The organism is Pseudoalteromonas sp. Z1A8 (assembly GCF_011378855.1).
GTDB lineage: Bacteria > Pseudomonadota > Gammaproteobacteria > Enterobacterales > Alteromonadaceae > Pseudoalteromonas.
The window spans coordinates 1-23,216 of record NZ_WTLB01000048.1 but is presented as its reverse complement, the minus strand read 5'-3'; the positions used below and the strand labels follow the sequence as shown (position 1 = coordinate 23,216).

Below are 23,216 nucleotides of genomic sequence, written 5' to 3'. Positions count from 1 at the left end.
CTAAGCATCACTTTAAGAGCTGATTTAATCCATTTTATGAAGCGCATAACCCAGTAGTTCAAAGTACTGGTTAAGCGCTTCATTTGCTTTATTAATATGCCCAATATTTGGGTATATTAAATTACTACTTTGTAAGCCCCCCACTAAAAAGCTATTTTTTATATTTGAATGCTGCTCAATACAGGCTTCAAAACACCGTGCTGCAAGCTCTTCTGGCATGCTCATATAATTCATATTGTGGGCTTTATCGTGTTCTATACACGTTTGTACAAAGTTATTTGCATCAACGCCGTGCTCATCTAAAAATACATGTTTATAAAAACTGTTCAAAGCATTATTAAGTGGATGCGATAAATTAGGCGTGTTTGAAAGCCATAATTTTGAGGCAAAACCAAATCGTGGTTTTGCTGCAAATAAATGCTCGCTTATATGATGGTCAAACGCATGAAACCATTCGTGAGCAAGTGCACCACCGCCTGCATTTTTTGCAAGGGCAAGCGTTTGAGAAGCTGCATTATAATGCGCTTGTACACCTTTTTGACCGCCATGCCCAAATGCAAAATTAAGTTTGCCACGAAGACCAATCGCTTTAGGCGGTAAATGCAGTATTTGCGCAAGGTCTGCCAGTGCATCGTAAATTAAATTGGCGCTAATATAGCGCTCTTCTTTAGTTACCCATTTACCAACGACCATTGATCTAAAGCCGAAGGTATCTCTTATATCGCTAAAGTCGACTTGGTCGTCAAAGCGATAGTCGGGTCCTTGGCGAGTAAAGCCACGTTTTAGTCTGTTAGGGTAGTTACGCATTGCAAGTTTCATATAGTAACGAGTTTAATCTAAGTAACGTGCTTTTACGTGCTCGGGCATGTGTTGGGTTTGTTTTTGTATTAATTCATTAAGCGCATTATAAAGTGGTGCGGGATTTAGCTGCTCTATTAAAAACAAACTATGCGCTACAGCTTCAAGTGTGGATAGGCTGTCGGCCCGAGGGGCTTTACGGATAGCATAACGGTTTTTAGGTAGTTGTTTAAAGCTGACCGTTTTGAACTGATTTAGTAATGGAGTGAGCTGTAAAATTTTATAAGCTTTTTTCCATGTACCATCAACCACTATTAAGTGGGTAATGTTATTTATACTTGCTTGCTTAGCGTTGTCGTCTAAATTTATAGCATTTTCGTTAGGGTAGAGTAAAACAGTAGAGCTCACTGGTAGTGTTTTAAGAATAGAAAAGTCATCATTATTTTCACCTTTGATTATTTGGCAATCAGTTAGGCATAAATTAAGTAGCTTAGCGGTATTTTTTGCTATTTTTTCTTCGCTTGGGTGCTGTAGAATAATAACCGTAACGTTGTTGTTTATGTTTGTAATTGCGCTGCAAATACAGGTGTTTAGTGCAAAGTTACAATGATTACAAAGTGTGCGTGCCATTTAATAAGCTTTTTGTTGCCAGTATGATCTTCATAATTATACATTTATAAGGTAATTAAGTTGGTTTTTTTTACGCATCAATATAAAGTAGTACTATTAAACTGTAATTTACATGGATTGTTTCAAGGGCTTAAAAATATGACAGAAATAAATATAGATACATCAGCATTAGAGAGTATGGAATCGTTATTGGGTGAGCAGTTCGCTGATACACTTGATTTTTGCTGCTCAGAGTTTGAACGATTAGGCTCAGAAGTTTTAGCGACTATTGGTAAAGACAAAGAAGCGGCTATTCGTCACTCTCACAGCTTAAAATCTAACGCGGCGCAGTTTGGGGCTTCAAGCCTTGCTGAAGTGTCTCGCGTTATTGAACAAAATTTAAACCTAGATAACTTAGCTGAAGCCATCGACGCATCTAATAGTTTAATGGCTCAAGTAACAGGCTCTCAAGCTAAGCTAAATGAATGGTTAGCATCTCGTTAATTATTGAAACTGAAACGTGAATTTATTTCAGTATTAAGCGTTTAAATAGGCTGGCATTTTACGCCTTTACTAGGTTAGTCTAAAGACTCACTAGGGCGTGTTGATCTTTCGGGATTGAATTTGCAACGAGTGTTTGGTTTTTAGGTTAGGCAGAGCCTATGCAGTGTGGTTTTTCCACATAAATAGGCGATAACAACACATAAAATCCAAACACGCATTGCCCAGAGGGTTCTTCCTAGGGGCTATTTTTTCTTTGTTACTCAATTTTTACTTAGCCCACTAGGTTACAAATCTCGCGCCGCGATTAAATCGCCCCTAGGTTGAACAAATTTAATCCATAAAGTCAATACGCCCTAAAGAGGTAAAAATGTCTGATATTAAAAAGAGTCACAAATTAGAAGGTGTATGTTATGACATTCGTGGGCCAGTTTTAGCGCAAGCTAAAAAAATGGAAGACGAAGGTCAAAAAGTATTAAAATTGAATATAGGTAATCCGGCTGCTTTTGGTTTTGATATGCCAGAAGATATGCACCGCGATATTATCCGCAACTTATATTCAGCCCAAGGTTACTGTGACTCTAAAGGCCTCTATTCAGCCCGCGTGGCTATTTATCAGCATTACCAACAACGTGGATTACATAATTTAGATGTAGATAATATTTATATTGGTAATGGCGTCAGCGAACTTATTCAAATGATCACTCAAGCGCTATTAAATAATGGCGACGAAGTGCTTATTCCTGCTCCAGATTATCCACTTTGGACTGCATCAGTGACGCTCTCGGGTGGTAATCCGGTACATTATTTATGTGATGAAGAGCAAGATTGGTTTCCGGACATTGCAGATATAAAAAGTAAAATTACATCTAAAACAAAAGCGCTGGTATTAATTAATCCAAATAATCCTACTGGTGCCGTTTATAGCGACGATTTGCTAATGCAATTAATTGATATAGCGCGTGAGCATAAACTGCTGTTATTGAGCGATGAAATTTACGAAAAGATTTTATACGACGGTATAACGCATACTTCTATTGGCTCACTTTGTGATGATGTACCAATCATTACTTTTAATGGTTTAGCTAAAACTTACCGTGCAGCAGGGCTAAGAATGGGGTGGATGGTACTAAGCGGTCGTACCTCGGTAATGGATGATTTACGAAAAGGCTTGGAGATATTGTCTTCTATGCGTTTGTGCGCAAATGTACCTGCACAATATGCGATTCAACAAGCGTTGGGCGGTGTGCAATCAATTGATAGTTTAATAGACCCCGGTGGTCGTTTATATGAGCAGCGTGATATTGCATGGCGCGGGTTAAATGCTATTGAAGGCATTAGTTGTAAAAAACCTAAGGGCGCACTCTATGCGTTTGCCAAAGTAGATACAGCACTTTTTAACGTCAAAGATGATGAAAAGATGATGTACGATTTACTCAAAGCCGAAAAAATATTACTCGTACATGGCAGGGCGTTTAACTGGCCAGAGCCTGATCACTTTAGATTAGTATTTTTACCAAGCAAAGATGATTTATCCGATGCGATGTTAAAAATGAAACGCTTTTTTAAAGATTACCGACAAGTATAATTACTTAAATTCATAAAAAAACGAGCCAAATTTGGCTCGTTTTTACTTTAGTCATGAATATACTAGATATATTGCCTAATACGCTTTATCTACACGCACTGTATTGTCGTTCAAGTACACTAACCTTACGTTATCGCCTTTGCTAAAACGCATTGATTGGTCTTGATCTTGAACAACCATAAACTGGTCGCCATTTTCAACTTGTATTAGTAGTTCAACAAAGTTATTTTGCTGATAATGACTTTGCTGTTGCCTGTTGTGTGCAACACTGCCGCCGATTACCGAGCCTAATATTGTTGCTACAGTACGGCCGCTACCGCCACCAAATTGGTTGCCTACTACGCCACCGAGTAATGCACCGCCAAAGGTTTTCCAACCGTTGTTTTTATCTTGAATGATTTCTTGTTCGGTAATATTGCGTACCGACTTTACGTCACCAAATAAAACTTGCTGCACAGGGACCGCTTTATTGCGCTCGTATTTAGCAAACGTAGGTGCACTAATTGTAAGTAAAGCGCACATTATTACAGTAATTGCTTTCATAACTTGCTCCTTTTATACCAACCTGCATAAATCTTTGATCAATTTAATTCGTTAAATAGACCCCATATATAAGCAGATTGGTATTAGCTACCAGCCAAAGGTTGATTTTTCTTTCGTTTTACGAATTTCAGTTTCGTCTGCCCACTCAACTAGGCCGCTTTCCATATCTATTAAACGCATTGTAAATTTGTAGTATACGTCTGATTTATCGGCATTTGATTTAACTATGCTCGATAAATTTCCATATAACATATATTGCGCGCCAATTTGTTTACCAAATGCAACGGCTGTTGCAGGGTTAACAAGGGCATCTTCGTTTTGAAACGTTAATTGTTCACGTACTGATTCAACACGGGTCATATCTACAAAGCGAAATTTACCGCTGCGCAGCATTTGTGTTGAGATTGAATCGGTGATTGACTCTGTATCAATGTGCTCGCTGGTTTTATTTTTAATACGCTCAACAAATACTACAGGGCGTTTATTAGCGGTCATTGTGCCAACCACAGGTGAGCTTAGTAATGAGTCGGTCATTTGGCTCGCTACTTTTTGTAAGTCGGTAGAACCAAAGTTAATATCTGTTGTTTCTACTGCTTGTGCATCGCCATAACTTACTACGGCTTTATTAGCACAGCCGCTGAGTACTAAAGCGCTTAAGCCAACTAAAGCGTAAGTTGATGCTGTTTTAAGTTTTTTACTGATGATCATAATTGTTTCCTTTAATCTTTAAATTCTTGTGATTCGGTAGACACTTCTCTTACTGCTAAGGAAAAGGTAACTGCATCAGAGCTAGGTGCTAAGCCCGGTAGTTGCGTTTTTGCAAAACCAAATAAGGTAAGTGCTTGCCAAGGCGAGTGGTTGCCTTTAATCACAAAGCCGTCTTTATCAAACCAATTAAATTGATACTGTAAATACTGTGACTTTTTATACTGGCTCGAAAGTGTCACTACCACGTCGGTTAACTGGTTAGTTTGACGTGTTTTAACATCAGTAATGGCCAGCTTTTTACCGAGTTCTGGGTTATCTACACGTAATTGCTCATTGAACTGATTTTTATTTTGTTCAACAGAAATACCCGATGTAACCGGTTTGCTGGAACATGCACTGAGCATTAAGACTGCTAATAATGGCGCTATGTATTTCATGATGGCTCCTAAAGTTGAACTACGTGATAATTAAAGTAGTTATTAATAGAGGTTAAGTAAATTAACGTTAACCCTTGCTTACTAATGGTGAAATTTATAGGTGCTTGTGTGCCTATATTAAGGGAATGCTCACCTGTATTTAGGCTTTGCCTTGCAACGCTTATTTGATTTGGAAGTGTAAGCCAGCTGCGTGTATCGGCTTGCTCAGACGCCAAATTATAAATGTTAGCGAGTATGTTACCTACATCACCTGCGCTGCGTGCAAGCTCTGCACGCACTTTCTCTTTTGCAACAAGCCTAAGTACTTGGCGAGCGACTTTTGCAGGTATTTGATCTTCTAACGTTTTAGCTGCAAGTGCTTCAAGATGTACCAGTGGGCTAAGCTCTAAACTTTGTGCATCTATATTTATGTTGTTAAGACGACGCACATAGGCGTTATCTTTGTACACTGGCATTGCTAAGCTGTAAAAGCGTGCATCGCCACCTGATGAATAAATTGGTAAACGTAGCTTAAATTCATCTTGTTTTGGTACTAAGCCTTGTTCAAATAAAACAATCACTTCGCCTTGTGTTGCAGAAATAGTAGGTGCATCACTAAAACGCTTTTTAAATTCACTTAGGTCTTGATCAAACCCTTGTTTTTTAGCAAGACGCATTACGTCTTGCTGTAAATAAACATTGTTAGGTTGTATAGCCAGTGCTTTTTTGTAATCAATGTACGCGTCGTCGTATTGTTTAGCACTTTGATAAAGCAAAGCAGATAAGTAAAATGTGTAGGCATTTTGAAAGCCATTTTTTACATCTCTGGTCACATTGCCCATGCTAGGGTAGTGCTGCTGCGCTTCTTTAACTGTTGAGTCGACTTCTGCTTCATTTTCGCTAAGTGCATCAACTTGTACTTTATTAGCACGACGAATTTCGACTAAAGCACCTTCTACATCATTTTTATACACGTAGTTAAGTGCTTTATAACTATGAAGCATGCTCATTTCGTAAGCCGGTGGTACATAGGTTATTGCTGAGTCATTAGTAAATAATGCATTACTTTGTTCAAGCCCTGCACTTACTTGTATTTTGGCACCTTCGCGTTTTTTTTGCATTTGGGTATACACGTTTTCAAACTTACTTTGTGCACCCTCTGGTGTGTTGGCTAAGTCGTTTAAGCGAGCTTGCTCAAGTTGATTGAGTAAGTAGCTACTGTGCATGGCGCTATTATTAGCAATAAGAGATTGCGCTTCTTCGATATTATTTTTCTCGATCGCATTTCTTATTGGTGTCATTTGCGTGGCATAGTCATTAAATAGGTCATTAAAGCCCATTGTGCTACACCCACTTAAAATCCAACAAAAGCTTAAAATTATACTTAGGCGCACTGCGCACTCCTCTTAATTTACCTGCATACATTAACATATTATTTTTAGCTAAATGTGTGAAATATTGTAAAAAATCGTAGAGTAATACTGCCTGCTAATAGGGAAATATAGAATGATATTGGTGAACAAAGTGTGAATTTTATTAATTATTATCGACTACACTGAAATGGTCTTTTCGCTTTAGCGGTCTTGCTAGGTATTATATCACTCAGAGGAATTAAAAAATGAAAAAGTTCACAGGTGCAGCAATGGCTGTAATGGTAGCAGGTTTAGTTGGTTGTAATGCAACAGAAGCAGAAACGGCAACATCAAGTGTAGTTGCTAATAATGGCGCAACAACTGATTTAGTGCATTGTTACGATGCTAATGTATGTGGCGGTCATAATGATTGTAAAACAGCTGAAAATGCATGTGCTGGTCAAGCGTCATGTAAAGGGACTGGTTTTGTAGCTATGCCTGCAAAGTCATGTGCTGATGTTGGCGGTAAAGTAAAAGATAAATGGGTTGGCAGTGTCGCTAAAACGGATTTAGTGCATTGTAACGATGTAAATGTGTGTGGCGGTCATAACGATTGTAAAACAGCAAATAACGCGTGTGCAGGTCATGCATCGTGTAAAGGTACAGGTTTTGTATCAATGCCTGCAAAAGCATGTGGCGATATTGGCGGCTCTGTAGATAGCTAATAAAAAGTAATTAATAGTTAAAGCTATAATAAATATGAGTAATACATTTAATTACGGATGTGTTACTCAGGTTTTTAAGGAAGTATATGACAAATCGTTTTTTAGGCTTTGGTTTAGGTTTAAGAGCCCCACATTTTGAACAAATTATTACACAAAAGCCTGCTGTAGATTGGTTTGAAATTATCTCAGAAAATTATTTTGTAGCCGGTGGTAAACCTTGGCATTACTTAAATAAAATAAGAGCAGATTACCCGATTGTTATGCATGGTGTGTCAATGTCGATTGGCAGTGTTGAGCCTATTAATAAAGATTATTTGAATCAGTTAAAAAACACTATTGAAAGGGTAGAGCCGCAGTGGGTATCTGATCATTTATGTTTTACTCAAGTTGGTGGTATTAATAGTCACGATTTACTACCGATGCCGTACACCAATGAGGCGCTTAATCATTTAGCAAATAAAATTTCGCAAGTGCAGGACTACCTTGGTCGCGAGATGATTTTTGAAAATGTGTCGAGTTATTTAACATACAACGATTCACAAATGAGTGAGTGGGAGTTTTTAGCACAATTACATAAGCAAACTGGCTGTCAGTTTTTAATGGATGTAAACAATGTTTATGTAAGTGCACGTAATCACGACTTTAACGCGATGGATTATTTATCGGCTATTCCGAGTACTGCTATAGCGCAAATACACTTAGCAGGCCATCAAGATTTTGGCACACATATTATAGATACTCATGATGAAGATGTACCTGATGCGGTATGGGATTTATATGCTCAGTATGCAAAAACATTAGGGCCAGTTAGTACCATGATTGAACGCGATGATAATCTTGGCTCCCTTGATGAGTTAATAACTGAACTTGAGCATGCTAAAACACTAGTAAAGCCGTTTTGGGATAGTAAAGCATGAGCGAATTGGCAAGGCTGCAGCAGCAGTTCATGGATTTACTGCAAGGTGAAAGTTCGGATATTACCGAGCAAATTGCGCAGCAAGGGCAGTTGGATATACAGCAGCGACTCTCTATTTATCAAAGCGCTTATAAAATTCGATTAAGAGCAGTGATAGAGCAAGATCACGAACAACTGGGTATTTACTTAGGTGATGACTTATTTGAGATGATGGTTGATGGCTATTTAGCCTTGTATCCTTCAATTCATACGTCACTACGTGTTTTTGCAGATAAACTACCAGATTACTTGGCCACTAATGCGCCCTTTAACGATTACCCCATACTTGCAGATATAGCTAAATTTGAACGGCTATTACTAAGCGCGTTTGATGCAAGCGATAAAGCATTACTCAATGTACCAGAGCTTGAAAGTATTGAGCCGCAGCAGTGGCCAAATTTAATATTAAAACTACATCCAAGTGTACAGTTAGCTGCGTTTAACACGTTGGCTGTTGAAAGTTGGCAGGCAATAAAAGAAAAGCAAACACCACCAGCGCCAATAAGTTCAGAGCCTCGTTTTTGGGTGGTAGCACGTGATGCTGGCAGACGTACGCAATATTTAAGCGTTGATACACAAGAGTACCGCTTACTGAATCTATTAAAACAAAACACACCCTTTGCACAGTTATGCCAATCCTGTTTAAATGAGCTCCCTGGTGAGCAAATTGCTGGGTTTTTAATTACTAAAATAAACCAATGGCTCGAACGTGGTTGGTTAATTAGCGAATAAGTTTAAACAACATTGTTTTTTCGTTGCAAAGGAATTTTTTTGAAAGCCACCCTATACACATTAATTGCTTTAATTGCGTTTGCCGCAAATTCTCTTTTTTGCAGAATGGCCTTAGCCGAGGGCTATATAGATGCTTGGAACTTTACAGTTATTCGCTTGCTAAGTGGTGCTGCGTGTTTGGGCATTATAATGGCTATTTATACGCATAATTTAAAACGCAAAGGCACATTTAATCCCGCTATTTTAAGTGATAAAGGAAGCTGGCGAAGCAGTATTAGCCTTTTAGTTTATGCGCTTTGTTTTTCGATTGCCTATGTAGAGCTAGATACAGGCACTGGCGCACTTATTTTGTTTTCAGCCGTGCAACTCACTATGATTGGCTGGGGTATCTATAAAAAAGAGCAATTAAGTTTACTTCAGTGGTGCGCGTTTATAGTGGCATTAGGTGGATTTGTATATTTAATGCTGCCTTCTGCTGCGGTCCCTTCTTTATTAGGTGCATCGCTTATGGCACTCAGTGGTGTTGCATGGGGTATTTACAGTATTCGAGGTAAAGTGTGTGTATCGCCACTGCGTACTACTGGGTTTAACTTTATTAGAAGCTTAGTGGCTATTCCTGTTTTATTACTTGTAGGTATGAGTTATTTAAAAAATATGAGTATTGAAGGGGTGTTACTTGCATGTGCCTCGGGTGCGATAGCTTCTGGAATTGGTTACAGTGTTTGGTATGTGGCTATGCCACTGCTTAAAAGTACACAAGCTGCTGTTGTGCAGCTTTGTGTACCTGTACTTGCAGCCATTGCTGGTGTCTTGTTTTTATCAGAGCAGGTAACAATGGAGTTTGTAATAGCAAGCTCGTTAATATTAGGCGCGGTGCTGGTATTTATCTTAAATAAAAAGAAGGCTTAATATTATTTAAGTTAATCTTCTTTTTAAGGGGGACTCACGTTTGTTACAAAGCGTGTATAAATAGCGGGTAAGTTATCAAGTATTGTCTGCTTGCCCTGTAGTTCACTATTTTCTATGCATTCAAAAAGTACTTGCTCGCTAAGCGTATTCACTAATAATTGTGATTGCTTAATATGGCTTATATGCCAAAGCTCCGGTGCTACGCCGCCTAAATCATGCTGGTAAGGACGATAAAAACCAAATTTAGCTAGGTGAGTATCAAGCCAATTACTTAAAGGCGCAAACGGACCACCTTGCTGATATTCATCAGGCGTTAGCTGCAGCTTATAGTCATCACTCACTGCTGCTTTATCAAACACATCTAAATCGGTCCCTAAATGATGCCTGCTTGCCCCTGGTAATGCAGAGTAGAGCATGATCGCTATACACTTATCACTATCGCTTAGCTTAGTTAAATCGACAATCTCTTGTTGTTTATTAAAAACAGGGCGAATACCTAAAAACTTATTATCCCAAATAATTGATTGACGATTAAAATCACGAAAACTTGAGGCAATAGTAAGCTCAAATCCTGCTTTTTTGGCTGCACTTTGTAGTGCTAAAAAGTCGCTGATAATAGCGCTGTGCAAGCGATGATTTTGTATATCAGTTAAATGTGTATCACTTTGGCCAGTAATACACATTATTGGTGTGGGTTGAGTGACATCCATTATGTTAAAAGTTGCTCTAATATTTGCTCGTAAATGTCGGTAAGGGCTATTAAATCATCGGTACTTACACATTCATCTACTTTATGAATAGTGGCGTTACGCGGGCCAAGTTCAATTACTTTAGCGCCTGTTTGAGCAATAAAACGTCCGTCTGATGTACCGCCAGTGGTTTCTAGGTTGGTGGTTAAGCCGGTTACCGATTTAATTGCTTTAACTGTGGCATCAACAAGCGGGCCATGCTCGGTAATAAAAGGCAAGCCATTTACTATCCAGCTTAATTCATAATTTAAGTCATGCTTTTGTAGAATGTCATTTACACGTTGTTGTAATTGCTCATGCGTTACTTGCGTGCTAAATCTAAAGTTAAACTGTACTTCAAGCTCACCCGGAATAACATTACCTGCACCCGTACCACCATTAATATTCGAAATTTGAAAGCTGGTGGCGGGGAAGTATTCGTTTCCGTTATCCCATACCGTTTGGCTAAGCTCAGTAAGTGCTGGTGTCGCTAAGTGAATTGGGTTTTGTGCTAAATGCGGGTAGGCCACATGACCTTGTATACCCTTAACGGTTAAAAAAGCGGTAAGTGAACCTCTGCGACCATTTTTAACCACATCACCGAGTACATCGCGTGATGAGGGCTCGCCTACAAGGCACATATCAATTTTTTCACCGCGTGCTTCTAATGTATCTATTACGCGGGTCGTCCCATTTACAAATGGACCTTCTTCGTCTGAGGTGATTAAAAAAGAAATCGAGCCTTTATGATCAGGATTTTTAGTAACAAAGCGCTCGGTTGCTACAAGCATTGCGGCTAATGAGCCTTTCATATCGGCAGCGCCACGCCCATGCAATAGACCATCTTTTATTAATCCTGAAAACGGCGGATGTTGCCAATTTTTTTCAGGACCTGTGGGCACAACATCAGTATGGCCAGCAAAACAAAAATGTGGTGATTGAGTGCCTTTTCGAGCCCATGTATTGAGTGTATCGGTAAAAAATAACGACTCTATATTAAAACCAACCGCAGCAAGGCGATCGTTCATCATTTGTTGGCAGCCAGCATCTTCGGGCGTTACCGATTCACGTTGGATTAGCGCTTGGGCGAGTTTAATTACGTCACTAGTCATTATTTAAAAATCTCGTCATATTGCGCGGCTTTAAAACCTAAATGATAACTGCCATTACTTACAAGTACTGGGCGTTTGATCATGGCAGGTTGCTCAACTAACAATGGGATAGCACTTTCTTTAGTTAGGCTCTGTTTTTGCTCATCAGATAATGCGCGATAAGTTGTGCCTCTTTTATTAACGAGTTGCTCCCAATCGAGCTTATCTGCAAAATCATTCACCATTTGCTCGTTTACGCCATCTTTGCGGTAATCATGAAACGTAAATTCGATATTGTTGTCGGCTAAGTATTTTTTTGCTTTTTTTATCGTATCGCAATTACTAATACCGTATAAAGTAATCATAAATTTAGTTCTTCTTAATAATAGTTAATAGGGTGTCTACACCCGCGTTTACATGCGAATGTGAGTAATGAAATGTGCCAAGGTTATGGCCATTAAGTAAAATTAAACTTGCTAGCATAGGTGTATCTAATTCGCGTAAATCAAAATAAGCAAGGCGCTGACCCTTACTTATTTCACTGCCGTTTAATTGTGCTATGTGTGTGTGCGTAATTGATTGCGAATCAGGAATTGTTAAGTTTATTAAGACTTTTAAGCCATTCTTAGCTTGTAAAATAAACTCAGCACCTGCGTTTTTTACTTGTAATAATGTACCGTCAAACGGCGCTAAAATTTTGTGACTACTGAGCGTCACCGTAATACCTGGTCCAAGAATACCAAATCTAAAAATAGGTTCGGGGTGTTCTTTAAGCGACATTACTTTACCTGTAAATGGGCTTGTAATAAGAATGGCATTACGAGGTGTTTTATTGAGTGCTAAATACTCTATTGTTTGTGCTTTCATAAGCTATTCGGCCACCACGTTGTAACCCTCTTTTTTTAATGCAGTAAGCGCTTGTGACGCCGTTTGTTTTTTTACTAAAATATAATCGGTATCGAAGGTTGAGATTGAAAAAATAGAAATTTTAGCACGCGCTAATACCCCCGATATATTGGCCATTATTCCCGTTAACGAAAAGCCAAGTGGGCCTACTACTTCAAGTGCTTGCCAATCAGACTCGGTATCTAGGGAGTGTATTTCAAAGCTACTAGGGCAAACGATGGATAGTTCATCATGAGTTTTAGATATAAAAAATAAAGGAAGCTTTAGGAGTGCCGCAGGTATATCGGCGTCTACATCTAAACTGTGTATAGATAAAACTGTGCTGTGTAATAGTAATGTTTGTTTTGACATTAAACGCCTGCGATACAGCATTATTAATAGCTTTATAGTATAGATTATTGGCTTTAAATTAAAGGTGTAACAGCGACTAAAATAAGCGTTAGTAAATCGATTTTAATGGAGATTAAAAACTTACCCACAATTTCTGTGGATAAGTATGGGGGTTGCAGGGTATAAATAGTCTAACTAGTTAATTATTAAATAAATAATAGCTAGGCTATAAAAAACACACGTTGCGTTTAATGTGCTATTTGCGCTTCTGCTTGGGCTGCTTGAATGGCAGTTAAGGCGATTGTATATACAATATCATCCACTAATGCTCCCCGACTCAAATCGTTTACAGGTTTACGCATACCTTGCAGCATAGGGCCAATACTTATTAAGTCAGCACTTCTTTGTACTGCTTTATAGGTGGTATTACCCGTATTTAAATCAGGGAATATAAATACAGTGGCTTTACCAGCAACAGGGCTATTAGGTGCTTTTTTAAGTGCTACATTTTCCATAATAGCGGCATCGTATTGTAGTGGACCGTCAATAATTAAGTCTGGACGTTTTTGCTGCGCAATTTTCGTTGCTTCGCGTACTTTTTCAACATCGGCACCTGTACCCGAAGTACCTGTGCTGTAGCTGATCATTGCTACTCGTGGCTCTATGCCAAATGCGGCAGCAGAATCGGCAGATTGAATGGCTATATCAGCAAGTTGTTCAGCATTAGGGTCTGGATTAATAGCGCAGTCACCATAAACTAATACTTGATCTGGAAGTAGCATAAAAAATACGGATGATACTAACGATGAACCTGGTGCAGTTTTAATGAGCTGAAGTGCAGGGCGAATCGTATTGGCGGTGGTGTTTACTGCGCCCGATACCAAACCATCTACTTTACCTTCTTGAAGCATCATTGTGCCAAGTACCACGTTATCTTGTAGTTGCTCTTGTGCTACTACAGCAGTTAGGCCTTTGCTTTTACGAATTTCGACCATAGGTGCAATATAATCATTTATAATACTTTTTGGCTCGATAATACTTACATGTTCGTTTAGCTCAATACCTTGTTGCTCGGCAATACGCATTATTTCTTCGCGATCGCCCAGTAGTATAGTTTTAGCAATACCGCGTTGTCCGCAAATAGCCGCTGCTTTTATAGTGCGAGGTTCATTTCCCTCTGGCAATACCACGGTTTTACCTGCTTTACGCGCTTTATTAGTCAGTAAGTAACGAAATGCAGGTGGTGATAGTTTACGTGTTTTGCCCACACTTTTTGCAAGTGTGTCGAGCCAATTTGAATTGATATGCTCTGCGTTATGATTTTTTACTTTTTCAATTCGTTGGTCATCATCACTCGGTACTTCCATATTAAAGTTATGTAGTAGTAGTGATGTACGCCATGTGTCGGCATCGGTTGCAAGTATTGGTAAACCGGTTTGCATGGCTTGCTCACACAAGGCCATAATTCTCGGCTCAGGCTCATACCCTCCGGTTAACAATATAGCGCCAAGTTTTGTGCCATTCATTGCCGATAGGCATGCTGCAACAAGTATGTCAGAGCGATCGCCAGGGGTAACTAATAAAGCACCTGGCGTAAAGTAGTTTAAAATGTTTGATACCGTACGCGCGCAAAAAGTAATACGGCGCAGACGGCGATGAAGCATGTCGCCTTCGTTAATAATGGTGGCTTTTAAATAGGCGCTTAAATCTTTTACGCGCGGTGCTACCAAGTCAAAATCCCACGGGATTGCACCAAGCAACATAAACGGGTTTTTTCTAAAAATAGGTAAAGACGCTAAACGATTTAATTCGTTTTCAAGCTCTTCAGGTTTATAGGCATCGACTAAATCGGCACGGGCGCGGCCTTCTTCATCAAGTGGTGCATTTACTTTATTAAAAATACAGCCTAGTACGCGAGGATGATCAATGCCCCCATAGTTACCTGCTGCAATTTCAAGGCGGTCTTCTATTTGTGTAATGGTGTAATTACCAGGGGTAAGTACAAATACAATTTCGGCGCCGAGTGTTTGTGCAATTTCGCGGTTTACACGCCCAGCATAAGGTTGGCGACGAGTGGTTACCATACCTTCAATAATAGCGACTTCATCATCGTTAATTTTACTCTCAAAACGTTCAACAATCTCCTCTAGTAGGTCATCACCTTTACCGTCAGCAATCATTTGCTCAGCATAATCAAGTGCAAAAGGCAGAGGTGGATTAATAGGTGAACCTTGAGTCACTATTTGTGTTGATTTTTCAGGACCTGTTTCGCCTGAACGAGGCTGAGCGATGGGTTTGAAAAAGTTAACTTTAACTGTTTTTTGTTCAAGTGCACGCACTAAACCAACCGATACAGATGTTAAACCCACACCGGTAGATACAGGAATTAACATAATACGACGTGCCATAATTAAAGCTCCTTTACTATACTTGCGGCATCGTTTGCTATTACCCACTCTTCGTTTGTAGGTATAACGATAACTTTAATTTTTGTTTTTTTAGTGCTAATAATCCCTTGTTGTCCAAATCGGGCTTTAAGGTTAGCTTCCTCATCGCAATCAATGTTTAAAAAGGCAAGTTGAGAGATTACTTTTTTACGAATAAGATCTGAATTTTCGCCAATACCGCCAGTAAAAATTACAGCGGCTAGGCGCTGTAATGGCACCATGTAGGCTGCAATTTGTTTGGCAAGCCGGTAGCAAAACATATCGATTGCTAGAGTTGCTCTTTGATTCCCAGAAAGCGAAGCCTCTTCAATTGTACGGCAATCGTTAGAAAGCCCACTTATGCCCAGTAAACCGCTTTCTTGATTTAGTAAATCGTCAATTTGCTGCGCGCTATAGTTTAGTTGTGTAGTTAAAAAGTTAAATAAACCGGGATCGATATCACCACTACGCATACCCATAATTAAGCCTGCAAGGGGAGTTAAGCCCATACTTGTATCAACACTTTTACCATTTTTTATTGCACATACAGAGCAGCCATTACCTAAATGAGCACTAATAAAATTACTTTCTTCAAGGGATTGATTTAATAGCTGAGCGGCTTGACCTGCAACATAGCAGTGGCTTGTACCATGAAAACCATAACGCCTTACGCCAAAGTCGGTATATAACTTATAAGGAAGAGCATAAAGATAAGCGACTTCATCCATAGTTTGATGAAACGCGGTGTCAAATACCGCGACTTGGGGTAATCCTTTAAACGATTTTTTTGCAGATGAAATACCTAATAAATTAGCATGCCCGTGCAGTGGAGCAAGTGTAGCAGCTTGTGTAATTCCCGAAATAACATCTTCGTCGATAAGTATTGATTGTATAAAATGTTCACCACCGTGAACAACACGGTGACCTACCGCTATCAAATGCTTATCTAATTTATATGATTTAATTAATGCCACTAGGGTATTGATTGCCTCAGCGTGAGCTTCGTTAGCTTTCAAATTAATAGCGGTCTTAGCCCCATTATATTTATATTTTATTGAAGGTGCTTCGCTTCCCAAGCGCTCAGCCAAACCAGAGATAACCTCGTGACCATTATTTGGATCTATAATGGCAAACTTTAAGCTAGAGCTGCCGCTATTTAGCACTAAAACGTGTTGTGACTTAGGAGAGCTTGTTGGCATAAATTCAATTTCCATAAACAAATTTAGTAAGTGAACATTAATACGTAATAGTTACACTTACGGTATTAAATAAAGCAAAAACAATTGAGTGATCAAATGCAAAGCAGTTAACGTAATGTTAAATACTTTACCTTAATTAGTGGGTTTTAGTTAGAACTGTATGCTATTTAATAGTAAATTTAAGCTCTTTAGCGCAGACAGTGTAACTCCTTCATTTTGTGTTACACTTTAGGTATAGCTCGTATTTGTATTGTATTTAAAAGCAGTATCTGTGAGGAGTCATGATGCAAAAAAGTGTGATGTCACAACTACAAACTGGCCGTTTGTATGGTAAAAAATGGCCAATGCGCAAAGAGCTTGCGCCTTTATTTTTAGAGTTTAGAGTAATTAGAGCAACTGATCTGGCTATTACAGTAATGCCAATTTTAGCCATGTTTACTTTGTTTTTTCAGCTAAATTACTTGGGGCCTGATTTTTTACCACAAGCCATAGCGAGCGCATTATTTTTTATATCATTGCCGTTACAAGGTTTATTTTGGTTAGGTAAGCGAGCACAAACGCCTTTAGAGCCCGCTATGCACAAATGGTATAACGAGCTTTATACTAAAATGGTAGCTAATGGATATCAGATGCAGTTAAGTGAAAACAAGCCCCGTTACATGGAGCTTGCTAATTTACTTAAAGATATGTTTGATAAAATGGATAAGGCGTTTACTAAAGAGCAGTTTTAGTAAATTGAGTTATGTAAAACGATAAGGTGACAGTGTGCTCACCTTTTTCTTCGAGTGCTGCCCAGTGCTCGGGTCTAAATTTCCACGCGAATGGCGTCATCATTATTAAGTTTTTAATATCAGCAAAGCCAAGCATTACTTGCTCTGTTAAAAGAATTTGTTCTGATTTTTGAAATCCCTTTGGAATCGCAATTTCAGTATGTTCGTTTACTTCTGAATATATATACGATTTCAATTCTTTTAAATGACAAGGGCCAGGGCTTGCAACCACTAATGTTGCGTTTTGATTTGCAAGACGTTCAAGTTCTTCTTCAAACAAAGGTGCAAATACACTTACAAGTACATCAGCAAATTGGTTTTTAAAGGGCGCTTGGCTGATTGATGCCACATTAAATTGGCAATTAGGGTAGCGCTTTGCGGCATATTTAACTGCAGATTTTGAAATATCAACACCGTATACAATAGCGTTTGTTTTACTCGCTATTGCTTGGGTATAAAACCCTTCACCGCATCCTAAGTCAATAACAGTGTTTGCACTTATATTACTCACTATATCACTAAGGCTTTGCTGTAAAAAACGATAATAACCACGCTCTAAAAATGCGCGTCTTGCTTGTACCATTTCAAGCGAGTCACCCGGTTGTTTTGAGTTTTTTTGCTGCACTGGCAGCAAATTAACGTAGCCTTCTTTGGCAAAATCAAAGCTGTGGTTGTTAGCACAGCGAAGCGTTGAATCAGCTTTTAAAAGTGCTAGGTTACACAGCGGGCATTGATATTCAAGACTCATGAGTCTAGGTAGTCCTTATCGTAAAAAGTTTTTACCCAATGAGGGCGATAAATGATCATAATTGTTATAGCCATGCCATTGAGCATAGCTTCAGGAAACCAAATAATAGCACTTAAATAAACGTAGTTATCTGCAAGTTCTTGCCAATTATATTGCCCTATAGCCAAATAAAATAAAGCACCTATGCCTATTTTTATACAGGCTATAAATCCTGCGGTTATAAACGCGCAAACAAATATATAAACAAAAAAATGACGAGGCAAATACTGGTAACTAATTATAAAGCCAAGATAGCTCAATATTATAGGAATAAACGCACCAATAAGCAGTTGAACTGGTAACAGCTCAATTTCAATCTGGCCAAATGCAGCGAGTAGGGCTGTGGCAAGTAGGCTACTTAAAATCGTTAATCGCCAGCCTAAAATTAATGTAGCGGCGGTAACACCTAGTATGTGTAAATCAAGGCCCGTTAAAATGCCAGCCTTTATTCGCCAAAGCACTGCAAACACTAACGCACACGCAAGCACACCCGTTTGTTGAGCTGATGTGCTATAAAGCGATTTATATGTTTTTTTATCAAAGCTTAAAATAGCAATGATAATTACAAGGGACCAAAGTAGTCCCTGTATTGTTATGCTGAGCATCGTAATTACTTAAATGTTGACCATATAGGGGCATGATCTGATGGCTTTTCAATACCGCGAAGTTCATAATCAATACCGGTATCTATACAGCGTGCAGCAAGTTCATTAGTTGCAAGAACAACGTCAATACGAAGTCCACGATTATCTACAAACCCTTTTGAGCGGTAGTCAAACCATGAGTATTGGTCGTCTGTTTCAGGATTTTGCTCTCTAAAGGTGTCTTTAAAGCCCCAATTAAGTAATGTTGCAAGCCATTCACGCTCTACCGGTTGGAAAGAGCATTTACCTGTTTTTAACCAACGTTTTGCATTTACGTCGCCAATACCAATATCTAAGTCAGTAGGTGATATGTTTATATCGCCCATAACTATGACGTCCTGATCGGGTGTGTGGTTAGTTTCTAGGTGGGTCATTAAATCCTTATAAAACTGGCGCTTATAAGGGAATTTAGTTTCGTGATTAATATTATCACCTTGTGGAAAATAGCCGTTCATTACTGTTAAATCTCGACCGTTATCTTGCTCAACAGTGACGCTTATCATGCGTTTTTGAGATTCATCGGTATCGGTGGCAAAGCCTTTTAATACCGATTTAGGCTCCTTTTTGCATAACATAGCTACGCCATAATGTGCTTTTTGACCATGAAAGTAGACGTGATATCCCATTTTTTGTACATCTTCTAGTGGGAACGCTTCGTCATGAACTTTAATCTCTTGCAAGCCAATAACGTCTGGTTGATGTTTGTCGATAATTGCTTGTAATTGATGAAGACGAGCACGCAGACCATTGATATTGAAAGAAATCACTTTCATAAAATTTACCTTAAAATTGGTTCTATTTAATGGCTCAAATTGTATCAGTAAATACGCGTACATAACATGACTGAATTGAGATAATAGCTGCACAAATGTCGATCAATTGGTAGCTAAAGTTTAAACATTGTAAATGCAGTGTTAATTTATTAAATAAATAAAAAATTCAATTGAACTCATCTTTATTGAATATATAATGCGCAAAATTCACTTGTTTAGCTCGTTCAAATAGGATCTCTCATGAAAACACAACTACTTTTAGCTACTGCCTTACTAGTATCTGCAACTGCGTCAGCACAAAGCAATACTTACTTCAGTCAAGATAACAAAATTGAATCTAAGTTATGTGTACTAAGCGCAAATGAAGGCTTTAGTGCTGCTCGTAAAGAAGCTACCCAGCACGGTGTTTACTTGTCTCGTTTTTCTAAAAGCATTTTATGCAATGGCGAAGATATTCGTGATATAGCTAAAAAAACGACGCTAAGCACAGTATCTGCTGAAAAAATAGAAGTGTTTGCAAAAGACGCTCAACAAGAAACTCAATTATGTATGACGGCCCTAAAACAAGGTTTAGCACCTGTTCGTCAAAAAATTGGTAACCTAAACTCATTAAAATGTAATGGTCAAAATGTTACTGAGTTTGTTAAACGCTACCAAAACGCAGCAATCTAATTATTAGCTCAACTATATAACTAAAATTGAGATACCTGGTCATTACCAGGTATTTTTTTGCAAAAATTACAAGGGTGTATACAAAGCTTGCAAGCTTAACTTATTGGAATTGTTTAATAAGTACACTCTAAAGTAATTAAGCTATTGATTTACATTATTTAAATATTGTTGGCATCCGAATTGTATTAACTAGAGTGACATTTAATTAATTACGAAGGATACGTCTTATGAAAAAGTTAACATTAGCAGCAACAATTTTAGCATCGTTAAGCCTAGCAGCTTGTTCATCTAATCAAGGTCTTGAAAGAATAGACAGTGACTTTGCAAGTTTAGATAATGACAGTGATGGCTATATCTCAAAAGTTGAAGCAGATGACGATAATATCTGGCAGCACTTTTCAAATATTGATACCAATATGGATAACGAAATTAGCCGCAAAGAATTTAACACTTATATGAAGCTTAATAATGGCAAAGTAGCCTCTGACTCTGAGGTAAGTGAATCTGCATTTAAAGCTGAAATCGCTAAATTTGATAAAATTGAAAGTAGCTTTGCAAGTCTAGATAACGACAGCAATGGCTATATCTCGGTAGTTGAAGGTAACGATGATGACATTTCAAATCATTTTGGTTACATGGATAAAAACCAAGATAAGCGCATCAGTAAAAGCGAGTTTATGGGTTATATTAAAAAATACGGTAACGCAGTAGCTGAAGATGACGCACTAGAAGCTTTTAAAAGTAACTAATAGTTACTATTTTAGTAAGTAAGTTGAAAGCCAGTGCTAGTCACTGGCTTTTTTGTGTTTTAAATTTAGTTATTTGATAGATATATTTTCCTAGTTTGGTGTTGTTCTGTCATAATAGATGGCTGTGTATTTTTATTTGTTAAGAGTGTGTATGGCGGGTCGGCGAATTAGTGATGAACAACTAGTTGAGATCATTGAAGCAGCTATTTTTGTTGCAGATAAGCCTGTTAGTAAACGCCACCTCAAAGACATCGTATTAATAGATTTAGCTATTTCTATGGCGCGAATAAATGACGCAATAGATACAATACAAGAACATTTTCAAACTCGTGGTATTCGCCTAGTTGAAGTGGGTAGTGGATATCGGTTTCAGGCATGCAGTAGTTTAAGCCCTTGGCTAAATAACTTGTGGCAAGAACGCGCACCAAAATACTCGCGTGCTTTACTAGAAACATTATCACTTATTGCATATAGGCAGCCCATTACACGTGGCGAAATTGAGCAAGTAAGAGGTGTTACTACGGGTTCGAATATTATTAAAACCTTACTCGAAAGAGAATGGGTTAAAGTGGTAGGGCATAAAGAGGTTCCGGGAAAGCCGGCTTTATATGCAACTACTAAGCAATTTTTAGATTATTTTTCGTTAACTGGGCTTGAAAATTTACCTGCGTTGCCAACAGAGCAGCAAAGTAAAATTAACCAGTTATTGAGCGATCCTTCTGTGAGAGAACCATCCGAATGAGTATTATACAAGGTGAAAAGTTACAAAAAGTCTTAGCCCGTGCAGGCGTAGGCTCACGCCGTGAAATGGAAAAATACATTGACGCAAACCGCGTTAGTGTAAACGGTAAAGTGGCAAAGTTAGGTGACCGTGTTGAAGAAACCGATTTGATTCGTGTTGACGGTCACAGTGTAAAAATTGAAGAAAAAGCAGACCGAATCTGTCGTGTGATTATGTATAACAAACCAGAAGGTGAGTTAAGCACACGTAAAGATCCTGAAGGGCGTCGTACTGTATTTGACCGACTTCCTCGTATTGATGGCGATCGCTGGATTGCGGTTGGTCGACTAGACGTTAATACATCGGGTTTAATGCTTTTTACAAACGATGGTGAACTAGCAAACCGTTTAATGCACCCAAGCTATGAAGTAGAGCGTGAATACTCTGCACGTGTATTTGGTGAAGTAACCAACGAGACGGTTAAAAACTTACTACGTGGTGTTGAGCTTGAAGATGGTCCAGCCAAATTCACGACTGTAACCCCTATGGGTGGCGAAGGCGTTAACCGATGGTTTAACGTAACGTTAAATGAAGGGCGTAACCGTGAAGTTCGTCGTTTATGGCAGTCTCAAGATGCGGAAGTATCTCGTCTTATTCGTATTCGTTACGGTAAATTAGAGCTTGATAAGCGCGTGCCACAGGGTGGTTGGATGGAGTATGATTTAGAAACAGTAAACTACTTACGCAAAACCGTCAAATTAGGCCGCGAGACACAAACTAAGCTTTCTGTTATGCCTGAAAAACGCAAAGATAAACGCGCTAAAATTAACCAAATTCGTAAAGCAGTTAAAAAACACAATCAGCGTGTTAAGCCGACTAAACGTAAATAACGTATCATTACTTCCGACCTCAAGTGTTAGAGGATTGGCAGTTATTTAATAAAACGCCTGATGGATCTCATCAGGCGTTTTTATTTTATGGCCGTAGGTAGCTTTTTATTATGAATCGGAATAACTAGCCCTGATCTTGAATGTATTTTCGAATTGTATCAGCAGAAGCATTTCCAACTGAGCAAATAAAATACCCGTCAGACCAAAAGGTTTTCTCAATCCAGAATTGCTTTTTCAACCACTTAAATCTCGACCATAGGCTTTGTGTCGTTGATTGTTTAATTCTACGGACATAACTCGCAACACAAATGGTTGGGGAAATCATAAGCAATATGTGTATATGATCTTTGTCTACCTCGATCTCTTCAATATTAAATTCTGAGCGCTCTGCAATTTCAGAGATTTTTTGTTTTACACATTCACCCAAGTTACCTTGTAGCAATTGCCTTCTATATTTCACAACTAAGATTAAATGTAACGCTATTAGATAGTTGCAGTGTGATTTAGTTTCATATTCCATCTTGACAACCCTTTCATATACAGTATATGAACAAGACGCTAAACTCATAGAGTTTGGCGCGACAGCGCGTGGTATTTGGAACTTATTGCTGTCTGAAAATAGGCGTCGATATGAGTTCGATAAAACATTCTTGTTCTACAAAGATATGGCCTCGCTTCTTAAGGAAATAAAGCC

At 38.6% G+C, this 23,216-nt stretch carries 28 protein-coding genes; 11 read left to right on the top strand and 17 right to left on the bottom strand.

Translation table 11 applies throughout. From position 1 onward, the window contains the following. Nucleotides 1–24 precede the first annotated feature (24 nt). On the bottom strand, nucleotides 25–807 hold the full coding sequence (locus GQR55_RS16155; protein WP_165727525.1) for a CLCA_X family protein: 783 nt from the start codon (nucleotides 805–807) through the stop codon (nucleotides 25–27). 24 nt (nucleotides 808–831) lie between these two features. After that, nucleotides 832–1,428 carry a tRNA-uridine aminocarboxypropyltransferase gene (locus tag GQR55_RS16150; RefSeq protein WP_166421412.1) on the bottom strand — a complete coding sequence of 199 codons (597 nt, stop codon included), beginning with the start codon at nucleotides 1,426–1,428 and terminating at the stop codon, nucleotides 832–834. A gap of 138 nt (nucleotides 1,429–1,566) precedes the next feature. Between GQR55_RS16150 and GQR55_RS16145 the strand changes: the two genes are divergently transcribed. Next, entirely contained in the window at nucleotides 1,567–1,911 is a 345-nt protein-coding gene (locus GQR55_RS16145; RefSeq protein ID WP_002959674.1) for an Hpt domain-containing protein, read from the top strand. Nucleotides 1,912–2,278: 367 nt separating this feature from the next. Continuing rightward, on the top strand, nucleotides 2,279–3,496 hold the full coding sequence (locus GQR55_RS16140; RefSeq protein WP_166421411.1) for a pyridoxal phosphate-dependent aminotransferase: 1,218 nt from the start codon (nucleotides 2,279–2,281) through the stop codon (nucleotides 3,494–3,496). 75 nt (nucleotides 3,497–3,571) lie between these two features. Here GQR55_RS16140 and GQR55_RS16135 read toward each other — a convergent pair whose 3' ends face one another. The 4 genes from GQR55_RS16135 to GQR55_RS16120 all read right to left on the bottom strand — a co-directional run bounded on the left by GQR55_RS16135 (nucleotide 3,572) and on the right by GQR55_RS16120 (nucleotide 6,557). Continuing rightward, nucleotides 3,572–4,039: a glycine zipper 2TM domain-containing protein gene (locus GQR55_RS16135; RefSeq protein WP_166421410.1), complete on the bottom strand. Its 468-nt coding sequence runs from the start codon at nucleotides 4,037–4,039 to the stop codon at nucleotides 3,572–3,574. 87 nt (nucleotides 4,040–4,126) lie between these two features. After that, complete coding sequence (gene lpoB / locus GQR55_RS16130; RefSeq protein WP_166421409.1) at nucleotides 4,127–4,747, bottom strand: penicillin-binding protein activator LpoB; 621 nt, start codon at nucleotides 4,745–4,747, stop codon at nucleotides 4,127–4,129. 11 nt (nucleotides 4,748–4,758) lie between these two features. Then, the gene (locus tag GQR55_RS16125) at nucleotides 4,759–5,184 is read right to left on the bottom strand and encodes a YcfL family protein (protein ID WP_007582549.1); all 426 of its coding nucleotides are present in this window, start codon (nucleotides 5,182–5,184) and stop codon (nucleotides 4,759–4,761) included. An 8-nt stretch (nucleotides 5,185–5,192) separates the two neighbouring features. Further along, nucleotides 5,193–6,557 (bottom strand): adenine DNA methylase, encoded by a 1,365-nt coding sequence (locus GQR55_RS16120; protein ID WP_166421408.1) that lies wholly within the window; start codon nucleotides 6,555–6,557, stop codon nucleotides 5,193–5,195. A 224-nt stretch (nucleotides 6,558–6,781) separates the two neighbouring features. Here GQR55_RS16120 and GQR55_RS16115 point away from each other — a divergent pair, with 224 nt between their 5' ends. From GQR55_RS16115 to GQR55_RS16100, 4 genes are all read left to right on the top strand, one after another. Continuing rightward, entirely contained in the window at nucleotides 6,782–7,240 is a 459-nt protein-coding gene (locus tag GQR55_RS16115) for a hypothetical protein (RefSeq protein WP_166421407.1), read from the top strand. Between the two features lie 86 nt (nucleotides 7,241–7,326). After that, nucleotides 7,327–8,157: a DUF692 domain-containing protein gene (locus tag GQR55_RS16110; protein ID WP_166421406.1), complete on the top strand. Its 831-nt coding sequence runs from the start codon at nucleotides 7,327–7,329 to the stop codon at nucleotides 8,155–8,157. Beyond that, nucleotides 8,154–8,927: a putative DNA-binding domain-containing protein gene (locus GQR55_RS16105; protein WP_166421405.1), complete on the top strand. Its 774-nt coding sequence runs from the start codon at nucleotides 8,154–8,156 to the stop codon at nucleotides 8,925–8,927. Before GQR55_RS16110 ends, GQR55_RS16105 begins: the two co-directional genes overlap by 4 nt. Nucleotides 8,928–8,966: 39 nt before the next feature. After that, the gene (locus tag GQR55_RS16100; protein WP_166421404.1) at nucleotides 8,967–9,836 is read left to right on the top strand and encodes a DMT family transporter; all 870 of its coding nucleotides are present in this window, start codon (nucleotides 8,967–8,969) and stop codon (nucleotides 9,834–9,836) included. 23 nt (nucleotides 9,837–9,859) lie between these two features. On the opposite strand, the gene GQR55_RS16095 is transcribed toward GQR55_RS16100, so the two are convergent. The 7 genes from GQR55_RS16095 to GQR55_RS16065 form a co-directional block, all read right to left on the bottom strand. Next, complete coding sequence (locus GQR55_RS16095) at nucleotides 9,860–10,546, bottom strand: M15 family metallopeptidase (protein WP_166421403.1); 687 nt, start codon at nucleotides 10,544–10,546, stop codon at nucleotides 9,860–9,862. Next, nucleotides 10,546–11,676 carry a succinyl-diaminopimelate desuccinylase gene (gene dapE / locus GQR55_RS16090; RefSeq protein WP_166421402.1) on the bottom strand — a complete coding sequence of 377 codons (1,131 nt, stop codon included), beginning with the start codon at nucleotides 11,674–11,676 and terminating at the stop codon, nucleotides 10,546–10,548. Before dapE ends, GQR55_RS16095 begins: the two co-directional genes overlap by 1 nt. Further along, nucleotides 11,676–12,020 (bottom strand): ArsC family reductase, encoded by a 345-nt coding sequence (locus tag GQR55_RS16085; protein ID WP_166421401.1) that lies wholly within the window; start codon nucleotides 12,018–12,020, stop codon nucleotides 11,676–11,678. Before GQR55_RS16085 ends, dapE begins: the two co-directional genes overlap by 1 nt. 4 nt (nucleotides 12,021–12,024) lie before the next feature. Continuing rightward, the gene (locus tag GQR55_RS16080; RefSeq protein ID WP_166421400.1) at nucleotides 12,025–12,522 is read right to left on the bottom strand and encodes a PTS glucose transporter subunit IIA; all 498 of its coding nucleotides are present in this window, start codon (nucleotides 12,520–12,522) and stop codon (nucleotides 12,025–12,027) included. Between the two features lie 3 nt (nucleotides 12,523–12,525). Beyond that, nucleotides 12,526–12,912 carry an ACT domain-containing protein gene (locus GQR55_RS16075; RefSeq protein ID WP_166421399.1) on the bottom strand — a complete coding sequence of 129 codons (387 nt, stop codon included), beginning with the start codon at nucleotides 12,910–12,912 and terminating at the stop codon, nucleotides 12,526–12,528. Nucleotides 12,913–13,139: 227 nt separating this feature from the next. After that, nucleotides 13,140–15,299 carry a phosphate acetyltransferase gene (pta, locus tag GQR55_RS16070; protein ID WP_166421398.1) on the bottom strand — a complete coding sequence of 720 codons (2,160 nt, stop codon included), beginning with the start codon at nucleotides 15,297–15,299 and terminating at the stop codon, nucleotides 13,140–13,142. 2 nt (nucleotides 15,300–15,301) lie between these two features. Further along, nucleotides 15,302–16,516 carry an acetate kinase gene (locus tag GQR55_RS16065; RefSeq protein ID WP_166421397.1) on the bottom strand — a complete coding sequence of 405 codons (1,215 nt, stop codon included), beginning with the start codon at nucleotides 16,514–16,516 and terminating at the stop codon, nucleotides 15,302–15,304. A gap of 284 nt (nucleotides 16,517–16,800) precedes the next feature. On the opposite strand from GQR55_RS16065, the gene yfbV reads away from it, so the two are divergent. Further along, nucleotides 16,801–17,247, top strand: coding sequence for a terminus macrodomain insulation protein YfbV (gene yfbV, locus GQR55_RS16060; RefSeq protein WP_166421415.1), 447 nt, complete (start codon nucleotides 16,801–16,803; stop codon nucleotides 17,245–17,247). On the opposite strand, the gene GQR55_RS16055 is transcribed toward yfbV, so the two are convergent. The 3 genes from GQR55_RS16055 to xthA are packed head-to-tail and all read right to left on the bottom strand — an operon-like array spanning nucleotide 17,231 to nucleotide 19,490. Next, entirely contained in the window at nucleotides 17,231–18,034 is an 804-nt protein-coding gene (locus tag GQR55_RS16055) for a putative RNA methyltransferase (RefSeq protein WP_166421396.1), read from the bottom strand. The genes yfbV and GQR55_RS16055 overlap by 17 nt on opposite strands. Next, on the bottom strand, nucleotides 18,031–18,678 hold the full coding sequence (locus GQR55_RS16050) for an energy-coupling factor ABC transporter permease (RefSeq protein WP_166421395.1): 648 nt from the start codon (nucleotides 18,676–18,678) through the stop codon (nucleotides 18,031–18,033). The genes GQR55_RS16055 and GQR55_RS16050 overlap by 4 nt, the downstream gene beginning before the upstream one ends. A gap of 5 nt (nucleotides 18,679–18,683) precedes the next feature. Continuing rightward, entirely contained in the window at nucleotides 18,684–19,490 is an 807-nt protein-coding gene (gene xthA / locus GQR55_RS16045) for an exodeoxyribonuclease III (protein ID WP_166421394.1), read from the bottom strand. A 240-nt stretch (nucleotides 19,491–19,730) separates the two neighbouring features. On the opposite strand from xthA, the gene GQR55_RS16040 reads away from it, so the two are divergent. From GQR55_RS16040 to rluB, 4 genes are all read left to right on the top strand, one after another. Continuing rightward, nucleotides 19,731–20,162 carry an exonuclease III gene (locus tag GQR55_RS16040; protein WP_166421393.1) on the top strand — a complete coding sequence of 144 codons (432 nt, stop codon included), beginning with the start codon at nucleotides 19,731–19,733 and terminating at the stop codon, nucleotides 20,160–20,162. A 227-nt stretch (nucleotides 20,163–20,389) separates the two neighbouring features. Next, nucleotides 20,390–20,911, top strand: a complete 522-nt coding sequence (locus GQR55_RS16035) for an EF-hand domain-containing protein (protein ID WP_166421392.1) — start codon at nucleotides 20,390–20,392, stop codon at nucleotides 20,909–20,911. A gap of 151 nt (nucleotides 20,912–21,062) precedes the next feature. Continuing rightward, nucleotides 21,063–21,653, top strand: a complete 591-nt coding sequence (gene scpB, locus GQR55_RS16030) for an SMC-Scp complex subunit ScpB (protein ID WP_024590449.1) — start codon at nucleotides 21,063–21,065, stop codon at nucleotides 21,651–21,653. After that, nucleotides 21,650–22,522, top strand: a complete 873-nt coding sequence (gene rluB, locus GQR55_RS16025) for a 23S rRNA pseudouridine(2605) synthase RluB (RefSeq protein WP_007582584.1) — start codon at nucleotides 21,650–21,652, stop codon at nucleotides 22,520–22,522. Before scpB ends, rluB begins: the two co-directional genes overlap by 4 nt. Nucleotides 22,523–22,646: 124 nt before the next feature. On the opposite strand, the gene tnpA is transcribed toward rluB, so the two are convergent. Continuing rightward, entirely contained in the window at nucleotides 22,647–23,042 is a 396-nt protein-coding gene (gene tnpA, locus GQR55_RS16020; protein WP_166421391.1) for an IS200/IS605 family transposase, read from the bottom strand. Between the last annotated feature and the right edge of the window lie 174 nt (nucleotides 23,043–23,216).